The sequence below is a fragment of the Lentzea sp. NPDC102401 genome, from assembly GCF_044765805.1.
GTDB classification, from domain to species: domain Bacteria; phylum Actinomycetota; class Actinomycetes; order Mycobacteriales; family Pseudonocardiaceae; genus Lentzea; species Lentzea sokolovensis.
Genome location: NZ_JBIWKS010000001.1, coordinates 485,384 through 506,418, shown reverse-complemented (window position 1 = coordinate 506,418; position 21,035 = coordinate 485,384). Strand labels below are relative to the sequence as shown.

21 protein-coding genes are annotated in these 21,035 nt (G+C 68.5%); 9 read left to right on the top strand and 12 right to left on the bottom strand.

The window, feature by feature from the left end; translation table 11 throughout:
- Positions 1-297: a hypothetical protein gene (locus tag ACIRG5_RS02470; protein WP_402898950.1), complete on the top strand. Its 297-nt coding sequence runs from the start codon at positions 1-3 to the stop codon at positions 295-297.
- Positions 298-355: 58 nt separating this feature from the next.
- Positions 356-1,288 carry a glycoside hydrolase family 6 protein gene (locus tag ACIRG5_RS02465; protein WP_402898947.1) on the top strand — a complete coding sequence of 311 codons (933 nt, stop codon included), beginning with the start codon at positions 356-358 and terminating at the stop codon, positions 1,286-1,288.
- On the opposite strand, the gene ACIRG5_RS02460 is transcribed toward ACIRG5_RS02465, so the two are convergent.
- Positions 1,282-2,097: a helix-turn-helix domain-containing protein gene (locus ACIRG5_RS02460; RefSeq protein ID WP_402898944.1), complete on the bottom strand. Its 816-nt coding sequence runs from the start codon at positions 2,095-2,097 to the stop codon at positions 1,282-1,284. The two genes, ACIRG5_RS02465 and ACIRG5_RS02460, sit on opposite strands and share 7 nt — an antisense overlap.
- 80 nt (positions 2,098-2,177) lie before the next feature.
- Between ACIRG5_RS02460 and ACIRG5_RS02455 the strand changes: the two genes are divergently transcribed.
- On the top strand, positions 2,178-2,441 hold the full coding sequence (locus ACIRG5_RS02455) for a hypothetical protein (RefSeq protein WP_402900914.1): 264 nt from the start codon (positions 2,178-2,180) through the stop codon (positions 2,439-2,441).
- Here the strand turns inward: ACIRG5_RS02455 and ACIRG5_RS02450 are convergent.
- The 3 genes from ACIRG5_RS02450 to ACIRG5_RS02440 all read right to left on the bottom strand — a co-directional run bounded on the left by ACIRG5_RS02450 (position 2,434) and on the right by ACIRG5_RS02440 (position 4,539).
- Positions 2,434-2,844: an SsgA family sporulation/cell division regulator gene (locus ACIRG5_RS02450; protein ID WP_402898941.1), complete on the bottom strand. Its 411-nt coding sequence runs from the start codon at positions 2,842-2,844 to the stop codon at positions 2,434-2,436. The two genes, ACIRG5_RS02455 and ACIRG5_RS02450, sit on opposite strands and share 8 nt — an antisense overlap.
- Before the next feature lie 298 nt (positions 2,845-3,142).
- A complete protein-coding gene (locus ACIRG5_RS02445) occupies positions 3,143-3,601 on the bottom strand; it encodes a hypothetical protein (RefSeq protein ID WP_402898938.1) in 459 nt (152 codons plus the stop codon).
- Entirely contained in the window at positions 3,598-4,539 is a 942-nt protein-coding gene (locus tag ACIRG5_RS02440) for a pirin family protein (protein WP_402898936.1), read from the bottom strand. Before ACIRG5_RS02440 ends, ACIRG5_RS02445 begins: the two co-directional genes overlap by 4 nt.
- Before the next feature lie 26 nt (positions 4,540-4,565).
- Here ACIRG5_RS02440 and zapE point away from each other — a divergent pair, with 26 nt between their 5' ends.
- Entirely contained in the window at positions 4,566-5,510 is a 945-nt protein-coding gene (gene zapE, locus ACIRG5_RS02435; protein WP_402898933.1) for a cell division protein ZapE, read from the top strand.
- A gap of 76 nt (positions 5,511-5,586) precedes the next feature.
- Here the strand turns inward: zapE and tnpB are convergent, their stop codons facing one another.
- A complete protein-coding gene (gene tnpB / locus ACIRG5_RS02430) occupies positions 5,587-6,948 on the bottom strand; it encodes an IS607 family element RNA-guided endonuclease TnpB (protein WP_402898930.1) in 1,362 nt (453 codons plus the stop codon).
- A gap of 131 nt (positions 6,949-7,079) precedes the next feature.
- Between tnpB and ACIRG5_RS02425 the strand changes: the two genes are divergently transcribed.
- The 3 genes from ACIRG5_RS02425 to ACIRG5_RS02415 all read left to right on the top strand — a co-directional run bounded on the left by ACIRG5_RS02425 (position 7,080) and on the right by ACIRG5_RS02415 (position 10,842).
- On the top strand, positions 7,080-7,853 hold the full coding sequence (locus ACIRG5_RS02425) for an ion transporter (protein ID WP_402900857.1): 774 nt from the start codon (positions 7,080-7,082) through the stop codon (positions 7,851-7,853).
- Between the two features lie 1,070 nt (positions 7,854-8,923).
- On the top strand, positions 8,924-9,778 hold the full coding sequence (locus ACIRG5_RS02420; protein WP_402898927.1) for a geranyl diphosphate 2-C-methyltransferase: 855 nt from the start codon (positions 8,924-8,926) through the stop codon (positions 9,776-9,778).
- Positions 9,778-10,842, top strand: coding sequence for a family 2 encapsulin nanocompartment cargo protein terpene cyclase (locus ACIRG5_RS02415; RefSeq protein ID WP_402898924.1), 1,065 nt, complete (start codon positions 9,778-9,780; stop codon positions 10,840-10,842). The genes ACIRG5_RS02420 and ACIRG5_RS02415 overlap by 1 nt, the downstream gene beginning before the upstream one ends.
- A 53-nt stretch (positions 10,843-10,895) precedes the next feature.
- On the opposite strand, the gene ACIRG5_RS02410 is transcribed toward ACIRG5_RS02415, so the two are convergent.
- From ACIRG5_RS02410 to ACIRG5_RS02380, 7 genes are all read right to left on the bottom strand, one after another.
- Entirely contained in the window at positions 10,896-11,786 is an 891-nt protein-coding gene (locus tag ACIRG5_RS02410) for an alpha/beta hydrolase (protein WP_402898921.1), read from the bottom strand.
- Positions 11,783-12,616 (bottom strand): carbohydrate ABC transporter permease, encoded by an 834-nt coding sequence (locus tag ACIRG5_RS02405; protein ID WP_402898918.1) that lies wholly within the window; start codon positions 12,614-12,616, stop codon positions 11,783-11,785. The genes ACIRG5_RS02410 and ACIRG5_RS02405 overlap by 4 nt, the downstream gene beginning before the upstream one ends.
- A complete protein-coding gene (locus ACIRG5_RS02400; protein ID WP_402898915.1) occupies positions 12,606-13,493 on the bottom strand; it encodes a carbohydrate ABC transporter permease in 888 nt (295 codons plus the stop codon). The genes ACIRG5_RS02405 and ACIRG5_RS02400 overlap by 11 nt, the downstream gene beginning before the upstream one ends.
- Positions 13,490-14,683: an ABC transporter substrate-binding protein gene (locus ACIRG5_RS02395; RefSeq protein ID WP_402898912.1), complete on the bottom strand. Its 1,194-nt coding sequence runs from the start codon at positions 14,681-14,683 to the stop codon at positions 13,490-13,492. The genes ACIRG5_RS02400 and ACIRG5_RS02395 overlap by 4 nt, the downstream gene beginning before the upstream one ends.
- 15 nt (positions 14,684-14,698) lie before the next feature.
- Positions 14,699-16,294, bottom strand: a complete 1,596-nt coding sequence (locus ACIRG5_RS02390) for an FAD-dependent oxidoreductase (protein WP_402898909.1) — start codon at positions 16,292-16,294, stop codon at positions 14,699-14,701.
- 14 nt (positions 16,295-16,308) lie between these two features.
- Positions 16,309-17,316 carry a LacI family DNA-binding transcriptional regulator gene (locus ACIRG5_RS02385; RefSeq protein ID WP_402900855.1) on the bottom strand — a complete coding sequence of 336 codons (1,008 nt, stop codon included), beginning with the start codon at positions 17,314-17,316 and terminating at the stop codon, positions 16,309-16,311.
- A 210-nt stretch (positions 17,317-17,526) separates the two neighbouring features.
- A complete protein-coding gene (locus ACIRG5_RS02380; RefSeq protein ID WP_402898906.1) occupies positions 17,527-18,714 on the bottom strand; it encodes an RNA-guided endonuclease InsQ/TnpB family protein in 1,188 nt (395 codons plus the stop codon).
- A gap of 74 nt (positions 18,715-18,788) precedes the next feature.
- Here ACIRG5_RS02380 and tnpA point away from each other — a divergent pair, with 74 nt between their 5' ends.
- Both tnpA and ACIRG5_RS02370 read left to right on the top strand, forming a co-directional pair.
- Positions 18,789-19,166: an IS200/IS605 family transposase gene (gene tnpA / locus ACIRG5_RS02375; RefSeq protein ID WP_402900852.1), complete on the top strand. Its 378-nt coding sequence runs from the start codon at positions 18,789-18,791 to the stop codon at positions 19,164-19,166.
- 81 nt (positions 19,167-19,247) lie between these two features.
- A complete protein-coding gene (locus ACIRG5_RS02370) occupies positions 19,248-21,026 on the top strand; it encodes a hypothetical protein (RefSeq protein WP_402898904.1) in 1,779 nt (592 codons plus the stop codon).
- Positions 21,027-21,035: the final 9 nt, after the last annotated feature.

Here is a 21,035-nt window from a genome sequence, read left to right as displayed (position 1 = left end):
ATGGACAGCGCGGAGCTGATCGAGAGGTTGCGGCGGGAAGGCGGCTTCCGGCTGCTCCCGCTGCTCGGGAACACCGGGCAGGTCGCAGGGGTGCACCTGGCCCGGTTCCTTCCCGGCGGGCAACTCGACGTGATCCAGGCGTGGGACGAGCGGTGGGCCGTGTGGGCCCGGATGCCGGACTCGCTGGATCCCGCCGCGCCGTTCACCGGACCCGCGGGTGGTGTCGTGCAGAGCGGCCCGTTCGCTCGCGTCGTCTCGCCGTTGCTGCCGCTGCAAGCCGGACATCTCGCGCCCTGAGGTGCTGTTTCAACCCGGACTTACCGCCGCTTAGGCGCGGGGCGCGAGTGTGCTGGACATGATCAGAGCACTCGCGCTGGCCCTGCTGGCCGTCGTGGCGACCGCCCCGGCCGCGCACGCCGCCAGCCCCGTCGGCATGACTGACGGCTTCTACGTCGACCCTGACTCCAACCCCGCCGTGTGGGTGCGCGACCACGCGGGCGACGGCCGCCAGGCCGCGATCAAGGCGAACATCTCGACCAAGCCGATCGCCCGCTGGTTCGGTGCCTGGAGCGGCGACGTCAAGACCTCGGTGTCGGCCCACGTGACCAGGACCGGCACCAAGCTGCCCGTCCTGGTCGCCTACAACATCCCCGGCCGCGACGCGTGCGGCGGCCACTCCGGAGGCGGTGCCGGCACGCCGGAGGCCTACCGGACCTGGATCTCCTCCTTCGCCTCGGCCATCGGCACGCGCCCGGCCGTGGTCGTGATCGAGCCGGACTCGCTGGCGGACTTCAACTGCATGGACAGCGCGAAGATCGCCGAACGGACGGCGATGATCAGGTACGCCACCGAGCAGTTCAAGGCCAAGGCGCCCAACACGTGGGCGTACCTCGACGCCGGCAACGCGCAGTGGGTGCCGGCCGCGACCATGGCCACCCGGCTGGACTCGGCGGGCGTGCGCAACGTGCGCGGCTTCTCGATCAACGTGTCCAACTACCACACCACCGCGGCCTCGACGGCGTACGGCAACTCGGTCAGCGGCGCGCTTCCCGGCTACACCAAGCCGTACGTGATCGACACCAGCCGCAACGGCAACGGCCACAACGGCGAGTGGTGCAACCCCGGCGGGCGCAAGCTCGGCACGCCCGCCCGCACCGGTGGCGGCGCGGAGATGTTGTTGTGGGTCAAGGTTCCCGGCGACTCGGACGGGCGTTGCGGCAAGGCGCCGGGCGTCGACGCCGGCAAGTTCGACCCGCAGCTCGCGTTCGACCTGGTGTACGGCTACTGAGTCCGGGCCAGCGTGCGCAGTGGTGTGGGCCCGCGGTACTCCGCGAGCTTGCGCCGTGACTGGTTCTCGTCCAGGGCGACGTCCTCGAGCAGGTCGAAGAGCTTCCGGCTCCGCTCGACGGCCGCCTCGCCCTGGGCGAAGACCCTGGCCAGGCCGGATTCCACGTGGACGAGCGGCGACGCCTTCTCGAACTCGAAGAGCGTGCACGCCGACTGGAACGCGGCCGACGCCGCCTCCTCGGGCACGATGCGGACGACGGAGGAGTTCGCCAGCAGCCACACGAACTGCTCCTCCATCACCTCGTCGTCGCCGAGCCGCATCCGCAACGCCAGTTCGTGCAGGTAGAAGACGCACTTGGGGCCGTTGGGGCGGCGCATGACCGCCTGCCTGTCGAGGTCTTCGATCGGTTGCCCGGTCGCGGCCTGCACGGCACGCGCGTACTTCGGCGTCCGCAGCAGGCTGTTGACGGTCAGCACGTCGTAGGCGGTGATGCCGGTCGCCATCGCCTCCGTCATTTCGAGGGTGCGCAGGCTGTCCGGCTCCTGCGCGAGGTACGGGTCGAAGGCGTTGTGGTAGCGGCGGAGGAAGTCCTCGAAGTAGTCGATGTCCTTGCCGCACACGGTGAGGTACTGCGCGAGGTCGATGTCGGTGCCCTTGATCTTGCCGTGCTCGAGGTTGGAGACCTTGCTCGGATCCCAGCCGAGCTGCAGCGCCATCGCGCGGCCCCTCAAGCCGGTGAACCTCTGCCTGAGCCGGCGAAGTTCGTCGCCCATGTCCCTGCTGTACGCGGTGGAAGTCGTCACGGTCACGACCTCGAACGTATGGGTTGGAACAACTCCATGCCACGGGCTCGTTCGGGTGAAAACGCGCTCTTGAGCGCCTCGCTGTGGTGGCCTTCGCACGGATGGCGGCGGGTCTCGGGTACTCGAAGTTCACGTTCGCGCCGTACACGAACCAGTCGTTCTGGGCGAGCCTCAAGTCGAACCTCGGCTCACTGGTCGACCGCGCGTACCTGCAGGGCTACGCGGGCGGCGCGGGCAACAACCCGGCGACCTGGAGCCGCGCGCTCAGCATGACGGTGGACCCCGGCCTGTGGAGCGAACACGGTTCCGGCGCGGCCTACACGACCGCGATTCGCAACGGCGTCAGCTAGTCGGGTCGAGCAGCTTGCGGAGCTCGGCCTCGAAGTCGAAGTGGTCGTTCTCGTGACCGGGGGCGACCACGTCGTAGGTGGAGTTCAGGAACTCCTGCATCTCCGACGACTGCACGTGGAACACCGCGTGCGACACGTCGGACCGCAGCTCAAGAACGGCCGTCGTGGAGTTGTGGGGGCGTAGCGTCACGTCGCCGGCACCACTGGTGGTGATCAGTCCGTCGGCGAGCAGGTCGCGGCTCACGAGCCACACGGTCTCCTGGCGTCCCATGCGGAACGTCATGGTCACGGCGTGCGGGTCGTCGGCGCGGTAGCCCAGCTCGACCTCGACGGGCAAGGGGCGCCCGGAGGGGGCGATGAAGGCGAAGACGGACTCGGCGCCCACTCGTGTCACGTTCGTCATGCCCCCTAAGACGTACAGCAGCCTCCGTGGATGCCTCAATCAGGAAAAGCGATCAGAACGTGATTTTCAATGGTCCCGAAGTATGACTTTTGACAACCGCCTCGGTTCACCAGGTGAGACGAGGCTGTTTGACTGTTCTGACCTGCGGTTTTGTGTTCTTTGTGCTGGTGGGGTTCGGTCATCTGTGGAAGAAATCACCAGTTGGGACGCGCTGGATGCGGTAGGGGAAGGCCCGGATGCTGAGACGGGGAAGCTCGTTACCTTAAATTCGACTTAAATGTGGAAGTGCTTTCCGTAGTTAATTCAGCACGGAAAGTGATGGCCGCAGGGCGGTGAGGTCGGCGACGAGCGCCGCCGCTCCGTCCCGCACCTCGACGGGCTGAGCCGGGTCCTGCGCCAGCTCGCGACAGATCCGCACAGCGGCGTCCCGTTCGCGCTCGAACACGCCGAGCACAGCGTGCAGGGCGGCGTCGAGGTGATCGGCGTGCTCGTCGTCGGCGGCCGCGACTGCGGCGCTCACGACGGCGAACCCCAGAGCGTCGCCACGGCGGAACAGCGCCTCGGCCGTCTCCTGGGTGACGAACGTGTTTGCGGGGTCGAGCACCAGCTTCAGCAGCACCGGGCGGGCCGCGGACACGTCGGCGAAACTCGCCAGACCGCGGCCCGCGTCGGCCCTGTCCTGATAATGAGGACTGGCGGCCAGCCGGACCAGTGCGGTCACGGCGGCCTGCCGTGCGTCGTCGTCGGTGGCGGTCATGCCGGGTTGCCGCGCGGCCGCAACCGCCCGCCCGGCAGCGGCGGCGCCGGCAGGCGATCACCGGGATAGCCCTCGACCCGCCCGAACCGGTCCGTCTCCGCCTGCCACTCCTCTCGGAACCCGGCGATCTCGTCGTGCGTGCGCCCGACGAAGTTCCACCACATGACGATCTCCTCACCGAACGGCTCCCCGCCCAGCAGCACGACCCGCGCACCGTCAACCGACGAGAGAGTCAGCGTCGAGCGCCCGGTGCCGACGTATCCGAGCGACCCGGGAGACAGCGCGGTCGCACCCAGCGTCACGTCACCGGTGTCGAGCAGGACGCCGTGCTCGAACGACGGCGCCACGTCCAACGTCAGCGACGCATCGGCGGGCAGCACGATCTCGGCGCCGAGCAGCGGGGTGAAGGTGCGCACCGGCGACGTCGACCCGGCCAGCGAGCCGAGGAACACGCGCACAGCGGCACCATCAGCGGCAACGGTCGGCGGGGCGTAGTGCTGGAAGTCGCGCGTCGCGTCGCGGTGGGCGTCGGGCAGGGCCAGCCAGAGCTGCACGCCGTGGAGCACGGAGGACGCGGCGGTGGACACCTCGGAGTGCGCGATGCCGCGACCGCCGGTCATCAGGTTGAGTTCGCCGGGGCGTACGAAGGCGTGGACGCCGTGGCTGTCGCGGTGCTCGATCTCGCCGGTGAACAGCCAGCTGACGGTCTGCAGGCCCGTGTGGGGATGCGGGGCCACGTCCATGCTGACGTCGTCCGGGCCGTAGTGGTCGCAGAAGCACCACGCGCCGATCAGAGACCGTTGTTTCTGGGGGAGCGTCCGGCGGACCGACATCGCTCGCGGGCCGCCCAGGGGGACGTCGCGCGGGGTCAGGACTTCCACGTCGCCAGGGGAGGAGGTGCACGTCACTTCTGCGGGCTCGGCCTCGACATTGCTCACGGGGTCGATCGTAAGCTGGCGCGGGGGTGGCAGTGGATCTTCGCGCGCACGTGTCGGGCAGCGGGTACGAGCTCGACGACGCACAGCTCCGGGTCATCGCGCGGTTGGAGGAGCTCCAATCGCAGCGCAGAGGTGTCTACCTGCACGGGCCGGTCGGCCGGGGGAAGAGCTTCCTGGCGGACGCGCTGTTCGAGGTGCTGCCGGAGCCCAAGAAACGCGTGCACTTCCACGCGTTCTTCCAGGAGCTGCACCGGAGGATCTCCGAACGGCTGCACGAGCGCGGTGCCGTCGCCAGGGCGGTGAAGGAGCTGATCGGGCGTACGAAGGTGTTGGCGTTCGACGAGCTGCACGTGCACGACGTCGGCGACGCGATGCTGATGACGCGGTTGTTGGAGCAGCTCCAAGCGCGGAACGTGATGATCATCGCCACCTCCAACTACCCGCCGGACGGCCTGCTGCCGAACCCGCTCTACCACGACCACTTCCTGCCCGGCATCGCGCTGATCAAGGAACTGATGGACGCGGTGGAGCTCGACGGCGCCACCGACTACCGGTACCTGCACACCGCGCCGCGGTCGCGGTTCGAGACCGGCGAGATCACCAGGACCGCGACCCTGCCGGACACGCCGGTCGTCCTCGACGTCAACGGCCGCGCGATCACCGCGCTGGGCACCGAAGGCGCCAGGATCTGGTTCGACTTCGGCGACCTGTGCGAGAAACCGACCTCGACGCAGGACTACCTGGTGCTCGCGGACCGCTTCGACGACTGGGTGATCACGGACGTCCCACGGTTGGGCACCCGCGGTCGGGAGACCAGGCAGCGGTTCGCGAACGTCGTGGACGTGTTGGTGGACAAGGACGTCCGGCTGACGCTCGTGAGCGACCACGCGCTCGGGGAGATCGTCGGCGGCGACACGCGCGACCTCGCCCGCACCGCCAGCAGGCTGGAGCTGATCAACACGACCGGGTGAACAGTTGGGTCGCCTCCACCGCCGATAGGTAGCACAACCGTTGCCTGAATTGTGAGCGAGTGTGAGTCCACTGTGTTCAGACAGCCGTCGCCTTGCGGCGTCGGCGTTGACCCGTACTGGTCTGTGCGGGTCTTCCCGTGGCAGTACCCGTCGCCCGCGCAGCGCGGGTCTTACGCAGGTTTCCAGCGGGCTCGTTTACCGTCGCCCCGCAACTCGGGGAGGACGTCTCGCAGCGCACGAGCGCGGCGAGGTTGCACGCGGCGTTGAGATCACGGTCCAGGACCAGACCGCACGCGTCGCAGCGGTACACGCGTTCGCCCAGGCGCAGTTTGGCTTTCACCGCGCCACAGGCCGAACACGTCTTGGAGGAGGGATACCACCGGTCGGCGACATGCACGTGCACGCCCGCCCATGTGGCCTTGTACTCGATCTGGCGGCGCAACTCGGCCATGCCGACACCGGCGATGTGCCGGGCAAGCCTGCGGTTGCGGGTCATGTCGGCCACGTTCAGGTCCTCGATCACGACCGTTCCGTGGGTGCGCACGAGCCGGGTGGACAGCGTGTGCAGCCCGTCGCGCCGGACGTTGGTGATCGCGGCGTGCAGCCGCGTGATGCGCGCCTGGGTCTTGCGCCATCGGGCGGAGGGTTCCCGGCGGGTGCGCCGGTCCGGGCCGGTGCGGCGCGCGGCTTGGCGTTGCAGGCGACGCAACTCCCGCTGAGCGGTCTCCAGATGCCGCGGGTTCGGGATGATCTCGCCGGTCGACAGCACGGCCAGGGACTTCACGCCCAGGTCCACACCCACCACGCTCTCCGGCCGGGTGGGCACGGGATCGGCGCGGGTGATCTCCACGGAGAACGCCACGAACCACCGGCCGGCCCGGAAGGAGACGGTCGCAGAGCGGATGCGCGCTGTACCACGCTCGACGTGCCGGGCGAGCTTTCGGGTCGACTCGTGGGTGCGCACCACACCGATACGGGGCAGTTTCACGTGCCGCCGGTCGTCGGCGAGGCCGAACGCGCCGGTGGTGAACCGGCACGACAACCCGGACCGGCGGCCCTTGAACCGGGGGAACCGAACCCCTTGGCCGCGCCGCTTCCCGCTTGTGGAGCCGACCCAGTTACCGAGCGCGGCCGCGAGGTTGGCCAAGCCGGACGAATAGGCCTCCTTCGAGTTCTCGGCCCACCACGGCGCGACCTCGTCCTTGCCCTGGTTCCAGCCCTTGCGCAGGCTGTAAGCCGACCACGACACCGGCGGGGTGAGCTGATCCTCGGGAATGTCGTAGGTCTTCTCGGCGGCACGCTGGTCCAGGTTCACCCTGATTCGCGCCAAGCCCCAGTTGAACGCGTACCGCTGCGCACCACAATGCGACCGCAGAGCCGAATGCAGCCCCGCGGTCGGATCGAGCGCGAACCGATACGCCTGGATCACCGTGACCATTTCACCGGCACCGTAGCGGCCGACACCGACAACACCGCTCTGGCCCCGCTCCACGAAAACTCACACAACTCCGCGTTTGTTCACGTTCCACCAAACAGTTACAACCCCTGTAGTAGGAGCAGCAAGTGAAGATGGCGCGTGCCCGGACCGGCCAGCTCGTGGAGAGCAACCGGTTCCAGATGTTCATCATCGGCGTGATCGTGGTCAACGCCGCCACGCTGGGAGCGGAGACCTCCACCGTTCTGCACGCGGACTTCGGCCCGCTGCTGACGATGATCGACCGCCTGGCGCTGGTGATCTTCACGCTGGAGCTCGGGGCGAGGCTGTACGCGTTCGGCTGGAAGTTCTTCAAAGACCCGTGGAACGTCTTCGACTTCATCATCGTGGGCATCGCGCTGATCCCGGCCGCAGGGCCGCTGTCCGTGCTGCGCAGTCTCCGGATCCTGCGCGCGCTGCGGCTCGTGGCGATGGTGCCGAGCATGCGCCGGGTCGTCACGGCGCTAGTGCGGTCGATTCCCGGCCTGGTGTCGTTGTCGGGCCTGCTGGTGCTGCTCGTCTACATCGGCGGCGTGATCGCGAGCAACCTGTTCGGCGACACCGGCGACCCGCGCTTCACCGGTCTGGGCCCGACGTTGCTGACGCTGTTCCAGATCACCACGGGCGACGGCTGGTCGGACGTCATGCGCGACCTGATGGTGCAGAAGCCCTACGCGTGGATCTTCTTCCTGATCTACCTGATGGTCGGCACGTTCACGATGCTCAACCTGTTCATCGCGGTCGTGTGCAGCGCGATGCAGGACGAGGTGACCGTTCCCGCACCCCGTTCCGCGGGCCACGACGACCTCCTGCTGATGGAGGTTCGCGCGCTCAGGGAAGAAGTGCGGTCGATGCGTCAGAACGCCTGACAGCCTGGTCAGAAGTCTTGTCCGAAACCTCAGTGGCTCGTAGGCGTCTGCAAGTACCACCGACTCTTGATCGAACCGTCGTCAACTACACCCAACCTGCGTTCGTCGCCCGCCCGGGCTCTGGGGCCTGAGAGACCTGTTGGTAGTAGAAAAGTGCCTGTTGATCTCGAGTTGGTGGTACTTGCAGACGCCATCAGGGCGAGTAGGCCAACACAACTTCTGGCCAAGCGCCTAGGCATAGCCAGGGGTCCCGATCGGCGACGCCGCCGTACACCGATCGGGACCCCTGCAACCCCCCGCCTTCTACGGGGTGACCGGGATGTTCGACACGCCCTTCCTGGCCCTGGTGGCCGTGTTCGAGGCGTGCACGACATTCGGGTCGGCCTGCACTTCGACGTGGACGACACGTACACCGCGTAGTCGCCGACGTTGCCGAGGTCGGACTTGTTGCCACGCCACACGTTGCCGAACGCGGGCGTGGTGCTCGGGTTGTGCGTCTCGTAGCCGTTCGCGAACGTGCCGGGCGAGGCGAAGGTGCCGGTGTTGTTCTCGATCCGGTAGTCGAAGCCCTTCACGTCGATCCACGAGTCGGCGGAGTTGGCGCCGGAGATCCCCGTGCCGTTGAACGTGTTCAGCACCTGCACGCGGTCGGACCTGTCGACGCCGCCGGAGTTGCCGTGGCACTTCCAGTTCGAGTTCGCGGAGCCGATGTACACGCCCTCGCCGTAGTCCTTCGTCACGACGTCGGCGTCCGTGATCGTCGAATTCCTGATCACGCCGTCCGCGGAGGAACGCCGGAAGTGCACGCCCTCCTCATCCGTCCTGCGCACGGTGTGAGTCGATCGGGCCGGCCACATCCCGGAGGCGCCGGATGAGGTCTCGCGGGCGCTGCACCGGGATTTCTGCCAGGCGGCGTGGAATCCTGCGCCTGCTGTCATTCGGTTGGTCACCGACCCACCCGTTCGTGTCCGAACCAGGCCTGAACGGCGTATCGCTCGCTGGGCCGTCAGCTGCAAAGGTCAGTTCCTGTTCGGCAGTCAGCGTTCCAACGAACAGGAGCCACCCAGACCATGGCGAGCCCCACTGTGAAGCCGGTTCTGCGCACCGACTACCAGCGTTCCGTCGCGGACTACTGGAACAGGGAGAAGGACCCGGTCAACATCAAGCTCGGTGAGGTGGACGGTCTCTACCACCACCACTATGGGCTCGGCCAGTACGACCCCGCGGTGCTGGAGGCGCCGCTCGCGGTGCGCGACCAGGCGATCATCGCCGAGATGCACCGGCTGGAGACCGCCCAGGCCGAGGTGCTGCTGGACGCGTTCGGCGACGTTCCCGTGCGCGGCCACCTGATGGACGGCGGTTCCGGCCGCGGCGGCACGAGCTTCATGGCCAACGCCCGGTTCGGCGCCCTGGTCGACGGCGTCAGCATCTCCGAACAGCAGGTGGCGTTCGCCAACGACCAGGCCGTGGAACGCGATGTCGCGGACCAGGTCCGCTTCCACTTCAAGAACATGCTCGACACCGGCTTCGAGACCGGCTCGTTCAACGGCATCTGGACCAACGAGACCACGATGTACGTGGACCTCCAGCAGCTCTACGGCGAGTTCGCGCGGCTGATCGCGCCCGGCGGCCGGTACGTCTGCATCACCGGCTGCTACAACGACCTGACGGGCGGCCGTTCGCGGGCGGTCAGCCAGATCGACCAGCACTACATCTGCAACATCCACCCGCGCAGCGAGTACTTCAGGGCGTTGGCGGACAACGGTTTCGTGCCGATCAGCGTGGTCGACCTGACGCCGGACACCATCCCGTACTGGGAGCTGCGCGCCAAGTCGTCGGTCGCGACCGGAGTCGAGGACCCGTTCCTCACCGCATACAAGGAAGGGTCGTTCCACTACCTGTTGATCGTCGCGGACCGCATCTGATGAGGGATCTCCTCACCGGGCCGTCCGGGCTGGGCACTTCTGCTGCCCGGCTCGGGCGGCCCGAGGCCGTCGCCCTGCCGCCCGAACCCGGTTATGCCGAACGTCCGTGGGGTGACGGCACCGCGCCACCGCTGTACGTGCCGGTGCTCGAACGCGAGGACGCCGTGCTGGCGGCCGCCGTGGACGAACGCCTCGTCGCGTGGGCGGGGGAGTGCGGTTTCGAGGAGCCGGAACGGTTCCTGGGCGGCATGTTCGGCCGGCTCGCGGTGCTGACCCACGTGGACACCGACGACGTCGACCAGCTGCTGATCGCGGCGAAGCTGAACGCGGCGTGGTGGGCCGCCGACGACCTGTACGCCGACAGCACCGAGATGGGCGCGATCCCGGCCGAGTTGCCGCCGCGCCTGGCGCTGGCGATGGCCGCGATGGACCCGGTCGCGCCCGCCGCCGAGTTCACCGCCGAACTGGAGGAGACGCTCGCCGCCGACCCGGTGCTCGTCGGCCTGCGTTCGGGCATCGCGCACCTGACGTCCCGCACCACAGCGACCGTGGTGCAACGAGTCTGCTACTCGACGTTCGCGATGTTCGTGTCGTGGGGCGCCTACGCGGCGTGGCGGCACACCGGCAACTACCCGCCCGCGTGGCAGTACCTCGCGACCCGGCAGCACGACACCTTCTACACGTCGATGACGCTGATCGACGCCGTCGGAGGCTACGAACTGCCCGCGCCGCTGTACTACGACCCGCGCGTGCGGCAGTTGCTCACGGCCGCGGGCACGGCGTCGGTCATGGTGAACGACCTGGTGTCGGTGGAGAAGGACGCCGCCGACGAGCAGCCGGTCTGCAACATGGTGCTGCAGATCGCCGCCGACCGGGAGTGCTCGATCGCCGAGGCCACCGCACGGACCGTGGAGCTGCACAACCAGCTGGTGCGCGATTTCGAGGCCGGGCACAAGGCGTTGCTCGCGGTGCCGTCGGTGGAGCTGCACCGGTTCCTGAAGGGCACCAAGGCCTGGATGGGCGGCGGCTTCGAATGGCACACCACACATCCTCGTTACCGGTAGCCACAGGACCTCCTCGCGTGCGGTGACTCTCCCTCCCCACCGCCGCGAGGACCTCAGCCGATCACCCTGCTCAGCCACGCCATGCGCGTGGCTCGGGCGCGCCGCGACAGGGCGGCCTCCGGCGCGAGCTGGTCGAAGCCGTGGCAGCCACCGGGCCACACGTGCAGCTCGGCGTCCCCGCCGGCCTGCCAGATCCGGGACGCGTAGTCGACGGCCTCGTCGCGGAACACGTCCACCGAGCCGACGTCGACGTAGGTCGGTGGCAGCCCGGAGAGATCGGTGGCACGCGCCGGAGCGGCGAACGGCGACACGTCCGGCCCGCCCCGCGCGTCACCCAGCAACGCCGTCCAGCCGGTGATGTTCGACGAGCGGACCCAGATCGTGCCGTCGAGGAACTGGTGGCTGGACGGGGTTTCGCACCTGTCGTCGAGCATCGGGTGGATCAACAGCTGGCCGCGGACGGCAGGGCCGCTGTGGTCGCGGGCCAGGAGCGTCACCGCCGCCGCCAGCCCACCGCCTGCGGACGTGCCCGCGACGACCGGAGAGGTGAAACCGTTGCGCTCCATCCACGTCAGCGTCCGGTAGCAGTCCTGCACGGGTGCCGGATGCGGGTTCTCGGGCGCCAGGCGGTACTCGGGGGAGAACAGCGTGACGCCGAGTTCCGACACCCACTCCGCCAGCACGTGCAGGTCGGAGCGGCGGGTGCCCGCGACCATGCCACCGCCGTGCACGTGCAGGATCGGCGGGCCCTCCGGAATCCCGGCGGGACGCAACACGAGCACGGGCACACCGTCCGCGTCCTCCTCGGTGAACGTGACCGAGCCGTCCCGAGTCAGTTCGGCGTCGGTGACGACCCGGTTGGCGGCCCGCCTCGCCGCGATCCCGTCCGCCGTCAGCGGTGGCCGGGAGAGGTCGATCGCCGCCGCGAGCTCCGGATCGATCATCCCTTCACGCCCGTGTGCGCGAGACCCTCGATGAACTGCCGTTGTGCCAGCACGAACACCACCAGGATCGGCACGGCCGTCATCGTCGCGGCGGCCAGCTGGACGTTGAACATCGGACCGCCGTAGATGTCGACGAACTGGGTCAGCGCCTGCGGCAGCGTGAACATGTCCGGTGTGGACAGGTACACGATCGGTTCCAGGTAGAGGTTCCACGAGTGCAGGAACGTGAAGATCGCGACCGCGCCCAGCGCCGGCCGGGACAGCGGCAGCGCGATCCGGTAGAAGATCCCGGCGCGACCCAGGCCGTCCATGCGGGCGGCCTCCTCCAGCTCCGGCGGCAGCGCGATGAAGAACTGGCGCATGATGAAGATCGCCAGCACGCACGGCGCCCCGAAGATCGGCACGATGATCAACGGCCAGTGCGTGTTCGTCAGCCCGAGCGACTGGAAGAGCTGGAACAGCGGGACGATCGTCACCTCGCTCGGGATGAGCAGGCCGGTCAGCACCACCACGAACAGCGCGTTCTGGCCGGGGAACCGGATGCGCGCGAACGCGTAGCCCGCGAGCGCCGCGACGGCCATCGTGCCGACCGTGACGATCACCGCGATGTAGAGGCTGTTCCAGTACTGCTGCCCGAACGGCTGCATCCGGAACACCGTGGAGTACGTGGAGAACGTCCACTCCGACGGCAGCAGCGACTCGGAGAAGATCTCGCTGATCGGCTTCATCGACGAGGTGACCATCCACCACGTCGGGAACACGAACGGCACGCACAGCACGCACAACAACCCGTAGAGCGCGACGTTCCGCTTGGAGACGTTACGACTCATGGAGCACCCACTTCCGGCGCATCCGCCACTGCAGCAACGTCAGAGCGGCGACGATGACGAACAACAGCACCGAGATCGTCGCGCCGTAGCCGAAGTGGTGGAACTGGAACGCCTGCTGGTACAGGTAGTAGATCAACACGGTCGTGGACGTGCCGGGACCGCCCTGGGTGAGCACCGCGATCTGCGCGAACACCTGCAACGAGCCGACGATCGTGATGATCGACGTGAGCAGGATCGTCGGACTGATCAACGGGATCGTGATGCTCCGGAACCGCCTCCACGCGCCCGCGCCGTCGATCTTCGCGGCCTCGTACAGCGGCGCCGGGACCCCTTGCAGCGCCGCGAGGAACAGCACCATGTTCAGCCCGACGTTCTTGATCACCTGCACGACGACCACCGACACCATCGCGGTGGTCTCGCCCCGCAGCCAGTTCGGTCCGTCGACGCCGAACACGCCCAGCAGCCCGTTCACGCTGCCGTCCGGCTGCAGCATGAGCTGCCAGACCAGCGTCCACGCCACCAGCGACACCAGCACTGGTGAGAAGAACAACGTCCGGAACAGCGTGGTGCCGCGCAGTTTCTGGTTGAGCAGCACCGCGAGCAGCAGGGCCAGCGACAGGTTCAGGACCACCAGGCCGGCGGCGAACCAGGCCGTGGCGACGAGCGACTCGCGCAGCTTCTCGTCGGCGAGGAGCTGCTTGTAGTTCTCGCCGCCGATGAACTCGAACGTCCCGCCGAGCACGTTCCACTCGTTGAGGCTGTACCAGGCGACCAGCCCCAGCGGGATGAGCACGAACGCGAGGCTGCCGAGCAGAGCAGGCGCGACGAACAGGTAGCCGACCAGGTTGTCGCGCCTGCGATACGTCCAGAACGTCACTGGCGCTCCAGCAGCGGCTTGATCTTCGCGCACACGCCGTCGAGCACCTGGCCGACGTTCGCGTCCGGCTTCCACAACGGGTCGAGCGCCGCGCGGATCGTCTGGTTCAGCTCCTCCTGGCCCTGGTGGCTCGGCTTCACCACGCCCTTGCCGATGCCGTCGATCACGACCGACTGCAGCTGCTCCGGCTTGATCAGCGGGTTGCTCTTGGCCAGGGTCTCCGCGTTGAGCAGCGACTGGCGGACCGGTGGGAAGAACTGGGCGAGCTTGGCCGAGTTGGCCGAGTTGGTGAAGAAGCCGAGGAAGTCCGCGGCGGCGTCGGCGTTCTTCGAGCGCTTCAGCACGCCGACGCCGGCCTGGCCGATCACCGCGTAGTCACCCTTCGGGCCCTGCGGCAACGGCAGCAGCGTCCAGCCGAACTTGGCGTCCTTCAACGCACCCGCCCGCGAGATCTGGCTGACGGCCATGGCCGCATCACCCGCGAAGAAGTCCACCGTCGTGCCGGGGCCGGGGATCGCCTTGTCCGTGAAGATCGCCTTGTGGACGAACGTCATGGCGTCCTTCATCTCCTGGCTGGAGAAGCCGCACGACCTGCCGTCCTCGCTCCACGCGTTCGCGCCCCAGCCGCGCCAGATCGCCGAGAGCACCGCCCAGTTCTGGTACTTGAAGTCCGGCAGCACCAGGTTCTTGCCCGCCGACGCCGCGACCGCCTGATCCCAGGTCTTCGGCAGGTCCTTGACCAGGTCGGTGTTGACGAACAGACCGAACGGCGAGGTGGAGAACGGATAGGCGTAGAGCTCGCCGTCCTTCTCCCAGAGCTTGGTGGCCGAGGGCACGAGTTCGTCGGCCTTCTCGACCTTGCCCCTGATCGGCGCGAGCGCGCCGGAGGAGACGAAGTCCGGTGCCGACTCCTCCAGGATCCACGCCAGGTCCGGCGCGTTGCCGCCGGCGATCTGGGTGGTGAGCGTGGTGGTGTAGCCGTCGGCCGGGATCGAGTCGAACTTGATCTCGGTGACGTCCGGGTGCGAGGCCTTGTACTCGGACGCGATCTCGTTGAGCAGCTTGAGATGCGCCTCGTTGGCGGTCCACACGGTCATGCGCAGCGACTTGGGACCGGACTGCGCGGCGGATCCGCTGCAGGCGGTGAGGGCGAGCAGTGCGGCGACGATCAGAGCTGTCAGGCGGGACATCGTTGTCTCCCAGTACTAGTAGCCGGACACGTCCGGCCAGCGGAGCTCGACCCCGTCGCGTTCCAGCCGGTGCTGGAAGTCCGCGAGCAGGCCGGGGGTGTTGCGCACCGCGCGAGGGGTGACTCGGTGCGCCAGGCAGAAGTCCGCGAGCGCGCCCGCGACCTCGCCGACGTTCCACTCGACCGGGTGCAGCCGGTGGGAACCGTTGGTGATGTGGGTGGTGCCGATGTTCTTGCCCGCCGGGAGCAGGTTCTCCACGCGCTGGGGGATGAGCGCGCCGAGCGGGATCTCGAACGGGCAGCTGGCGACGTCGAGGTAGTTGTCGCCGCCGGTCGAGGGGTGCAGGTCGATGCGGTACATGCCGACACCCACGGCGTCGGCGTGCTGCACCGCGCCCTTGTCGCCGCGCACGGCGAGTGAGAGGTCCTGCTCGACGATCGTGTACTCGGTCCTCATCCGCCGCGACTCGCGGATGTACGGCGCCTGGGCCAGGCCGTCCGCGCTTCCGGTGACGTCGCCGCGCAGCCGCAGGCCGGGGAAGCCCGTTCCGCCGTCCTGGCGCGGTGCCTCGGTCTGCAGCCAGTACAGGACCGACTTCGAGAGCTCCCGCGCCGCCGCGACGTGCTCGTCCGCGTCCGGCACGTCGATCACCGGCGACTCGAAGTAGTCGATCATCGGCCAGTTGACCAGGCAGATGTCGCTGTCGTAGGCGCCGTCGACGAAGTTGCGGCGGGCGGCGATGCGGCGGAACGTCCACAGGTTGCTGTCGCCGGCGCTCAGTCGCTGGTCGGACAGGACCGAGAGCGGGTCGTCGTCCGGGTTCGGGGTGAAGGTGCGCTCGGCGATGGTCAGCGTGCGCGGGTCGGGGGAGCGGAACGACAACATGCGGTCGCCCCAGTAGTCCGGCTGGTACTCGCGCCAGAAGTCGTAGCGCGCCGGCTTGTCGATCGTGTGGTCGCCGTCGACGTGGTCGATCGCGAAGCACACCGACATCGCCTGCATGTTCGCCGGTTGCGCCGTCTCCGGTGCGCTGGGCTCGCCGGTGTCCAGAGTGGACTCGAAGCCCGTCACGTACTCGGTGCCGGACAACGGGAGCAGCTCGCCGGTCTCGGTGGCGTCGAGGACGTACGGCGCGGCGAGTTCGATCTCGGAGCCGTTGTGCTCGACGGTGACCGACACGATCCGGTCGCCGTCGGTGCGCGCGGAGACCGGCCTGGCGGGCTGGAGGACCGTCAGCCTGCCGCTGCCCCGATACGGCGCGAGCATCTCGTCGATCACGGCGACGGCCACGCGGGGCTCGTGGCAGAGCCTGCTCACGTTGCCCGCACCGGGGTTGAGCTCACGCCACGCCCGTGCCCGCGGAGTCAGCGGGTAGTGGCGGCGGTAGTAGTCGCGGATGCCGTCACGCAGCGCGCGATACGAGGCGGTGACGCCGAAGCGCTCGACCCAGCTGTGCTCGTCCGGCGGCACGGCCTGGCTGGTGAGCTGTCCGCCGAGCCACTCGAACTCCTCGGTCAGCACGACCCGGCGACCGGCGCGCAGCAGCGCGAGCGCGGCGGCGACCCCGCCCAGTCCGCCGCCCACGACGACGACATCTGTGTTGTGCGGCAACAGGTTCCTCCTGATCAACCCTGGGCCCTGCACGGGCCCAGGGTGGTGCCTTCGACGAACTCGCAGGCCAGCAGCTCCTGCGGGGTGGTGCCGTGTTCGAGCACCTCGGTCAGCGCCTGCACCGCCCGGCGGCCCATCTCGCGCCGGGGGATGCGGAATCCGGTGAGCTGGACGTCGTCCGGTGCCGGACGGGTCGCGGCGCCGAGCATGAGCACGGAGAGGTCGCCGGGGACCGACAGGCCGCGCTCGCGGGCGGCGAGCACGAGTGCGGCGCCGTCGGAGACCTCCTCGGCGAGCACGGCCGTGATGCCCGCGTCGAGCAGCTGGCGCAGTCCGGCGAACTGCACGTGCGTGCCCTCGACGCCGTGTGCTGCAACGGCTTGTTTGAACCCGCGCAGCCTGTCGGCCGACGACTCCGCACCCGTTCCGGCACCGACGTACGCGAACTTGCGGTGGCCCAGGGCGACCGAACGGTCCACGAGGTTCCGCACGGCCGCGGGGTAGTCGGCACCGATGTGCGGCACCGGACCGCCCGCGTCGTCACGCCGGCCGATCGAGACGAACGGGACGGCCTCCGTCACGAGCTGCGCGAGGTCGTCGCGGTCGATCGAACGGCCGAGCAGCACGCAACCGTCGGCGAGCCGGATCCTGCTGTTGTCGCTGAAGATCCGCCGCTTCCCCTCCGCCGCCTTGGCGCTGGTGAACAGCAGCAGGTCGCAGCCGGCCACCTCGGCCTGTTCCTCGATCCCTTCGAGGAACGGCTGGTAGAAATCCGCACGGGTGCTCGGGAACACCGCCTCGTAGGTGAAGACGCCGAGGATCCGGTTGCGCTGGTCGTGCAGCCGGCGCGCGATGGGGTTCGCGACGTAGCCCGTTCTGCGGATGACCTCCAGGACGCGTGCGCGGGTCTCCGGCGCGATGCGGACACCGCCGTCGGTCCGGTTGTTGAGCACCAGCGACACCGTGGCCTGGCTGACGCCTGCCATCCGCGCGATGTCCTGCTGGGTGAGCCGCTTGGCCATGAGCACCTGCCAATTCGAATTGGCAGGGAGTCTGCGTCAGCACCCGTCCCGCCGTCAACCCTGTAATAATTCGAATTAGCATCTTGACGGGCCGCGCCTCGCCGCGCGAGGGTCCTCCGCCAAGGAGGTAGGCCCGTCATGAACTCGTCCCTGAAGGAACGAGCTTGCCAGCCGCCGCGGGCGGCGGTTTTCAGGCTTGCTGCTGCCGTCCTAGCCGGCTGCCAGGATGGGCGCTGCGTCTGGGCGCATGACTTCGCCCCGGCACACGACACCGCGTGCCGCGATGTTGTGTGCTGCGTTGTGGTCGGCGTGCCCAACGAAGTCACACCGGCCGCACTGGAACACCGCCTGGCTGCGGCGGTTGCGTTTGTCGACGTGCCCGCAGGCGTGGCAGGTCTGCGAGGTGTAGGCCGGATCGACCTGCACCACCATCACACCGGCCCGCTGGGCCTTGTAGGTCAGGAACTGGCCGAGCTGGGCGAACGCCCAGGAGTGCAGCGTGGCCCGTTGGGGCTTGCGAAGCCGTACCCGGACACGGATTCCCGTCAGTTCCTCGACGGCGATCCCTCGTCCGGTGCGTTCAGCCTCGGCCACGATGTTCTTGCTGATCCGGTGATTCACGTCGGCCGCGAACCGCGCCTCCTTGCGGCGGCGTTTTTTGAGCAGCCGTCGCGCGGAGGAGGTCTTCTTGGCCTGCAACCGTTTCCGGATTCGTTTCTGGCGCTTGCGGTAGCGGTTCAGGCGCGACCCGCAGAACCGGTCACCGTCAGAGGTGGTCGCGATGTTCACGATGCCCAGGTCGACCCCGAGAAACCCGTTCACCGGTTCCCGCCGGGCGGCCTCGGGACTGTCGACAACGGCGTGCAGCAGCCACACCCCGTCCCGGTGCAGCAGATCGGTCTCCCCGATCACCGATCGGGAACGCAGCAGGAAGAGATGCCTGGGGTTTCCCACGATCCGCACACCGCGAAGCCGACCGGCGGCGGTCCAGATCGACACTGTCCCGTCGCGGCCCGCGTCACCGAACTGCCAGGACAGACAACGGGCGTCGAACGGCTGCCCCGCCTGCGGACGGAACCTGATCGGGGTGCCCTCGACCTTGCGATGCCGGTCCGACCCAGGCGGCCCGTAGCTGCCTGCCCTGAGATTGGCCCGCAGTGTCGTATAGGCGTCCACTGTCTTGCCGATCACCCGGATCGCCGGCTGCGCGGCCAGCCCGAACCGTTCCCGCAGTTCGGCGTAGAAGCATCTCTGCACGTCGAACTTCCGGAACACCTGGTCGGTGTGCATCCGCTCGGACAGCCACGACGCGGCCATGTTGCAGGCGCGCAAGGTATCGGCCAGCGCCGACGCCTGCTCGGCCGACGGCAGCAACCGCACCTGCACCGCCTGCTTCACGCTGATCACCATAGCGTTGGCCTGCGTCACCACGATGGGAACCCGACCCCGACGTACGCAGGGGACACAGTGTCATCCCCAACCTTCACGTCCACCCGGTCTTCGTCACAAAGCACCGGCGTGGCGCGTTCACCGATCAGATCCTGCGCCGCTGCGAGGAGATCATGCGGGACGTATGCGCCGGCCTGGACGCGGAACTGCGCGAGCTCAACGGCGAGACCGACCACGCGCACCTGCTCGTGCACCACCCGCCCAGCCTGGCCCCGTCCACACTGGTCGACAGCCTCAAAGGCGTCTCCTCCCGGCGCCTGCGGCAGGAATTCTCCGCGCACATCCGCCGACACCTGTGGGGGCAGCACTTCTGGTCGCCCTCCTACTTCGCCGCATCGTGCGGTGGTGCCCCCTTGCCCATCATCAAGGAGTGCATCGAACAGCAGAAACGTCCCGACTGACGGCCCGCTGCGCGGGCCGGACAAGCCGGGATCAGCTCCTCCTGTCCGTACACAACCAGGCTTCCGCCGATTGGAGTTCAGGTGAACGCATTCAGCCGACGCAGCCTGATCACCGGTGCCACCGCGATCGGACTGCTCGCCACCCTGCCCACGCCGGCGCACGCCTTGCCCGCGCCCCCGCCCGTCACCCCGGACCGCCGCGCCTTCGCGCCGGACGAACAGCGGTTCGCGCAGTACCTGATGCTCGTCTCGCCGATGGTCGCCGACATGAACTCCAGCGGCTTCTTCGGCGGTGGCTGGTGGCGCAGCCCCAACGTCTCGTACAACGCCCGTGTTCAGGAGCACGTCTACACGCTGGCGTGGTTCGCGACGCAGTCCCGTTCGTGGAACCCGTACCGCGGCAACTCGACCGTGCTCGCCGCGCTGGACGCCGGGCTCGGCCACTACCTCGGGCTGCAGCACGCTGACGGGTCGTGGCCGGAGTACTCGGCGGACCAGCACTCGCTCGCGGCGACCGGGTTCGCCATGGGCTACCTGAGCAAGACGAACGCGTTGCTCAAGCGGGCCGGGACGCTGCCGTCCCGGCAGGCCCAGATCACCGCCGCGCTGCGCAGGGCCATGACCTGGTTCCTCGACCCGTCGAACGGCACGGTCTGGCAGTCGCCGCTCACCTGGGCCAACCAGACCACCTCCGGGCTCGCGGGCTCGGCGCTCGCGCTGAGGCAGGACCCCGATCCCGTGCTGCGACAGCGGCTGACCGAGGCGTTCCGGCGGCTGACCACTGTCGGTCAGAGCCCCGCCGGGTTCTTCTACGAGGAGTCGGGCGCGGACACCAACTACAACTTCGAGGTCATGCTGCCCGAACTGGCCGACGCGTGGCGGCAGTCCGGCGACCCGAACCTCGTCACCATGGCCCGCAGGTACACCGACTGGCTCGGCTACAACCTGCTCCGCGAACCGGACGGCTCCGGCTGGTTCGCGAACATCGCCACGAACTCGCGCACGTCCTCGAAGTTCTACGCCGACGTGCGGCCCGATCCCGAACGGACCGCGCTCAACGCCCAGTTCGTGTCGGAGGTGCCGAACCTCGCCGCGTTCGTGTCCAGCCGTGAGGACCTGGCCGCCGCACGGGCCGCGTGGGCGGCCTCCTCGGCCCCGGTGCCCGCGTTGGTCAAGCCCGACACTTCACCGCGCATCCTCGCTCACGCCATCTACGGCGAGCGCTACCCGAGCCGTGCCGAGCGGACGGCCGCGATCGCGCGGTTGCCGTACCACCGTGCGCACTTCACCGAGCGGCGGAGCGATCAGGGGCAGGACTTCCTGTTCGTGCGGCGTCCACGGTGGTATGTCGGCGGCTACTTCGGTGCTCGCCGCGCGACCTCGTTGGCGCGCACCGGGTTGACGTTCTTGTGGCACCCAGTGGCGGGCACGCTGGTGCAGTCGATGAACAACAACAACCACGCGTGCTGGGCCACTGTGTTCCCGGGCCAGGCGCCGGACTCGAACGGCCCGCAGCAGGCGGAGTTCCTCGGCGGCGAGCCGTACCGGTTCCGCTACCGCACGCCGTCCGGCTCGGTGGTGACCGAGGTGACGGTGGGCGATCGGATCGTGCGGTCGGTGCGCGCCCAGTCCGCCGCGACCGAACAGATCCCTTTGGTGGTAAGGGATTCCGACACGGTGGCGCTCGACTCGCGTGGCCTCACGCTCACCCGCGGCCGGACCGTGATCCGGTTCGACTGGGCGCGGTCGTTGGATCCGCGGCTGCGGCCGGCGTCCACGATCACCTATCCCGGCCGTCGCATGGAGATCCTCACCATCCCGCACGACGGCGCGTTCACTCTCACGATCACGGCGCGTTAGTCCACTGAG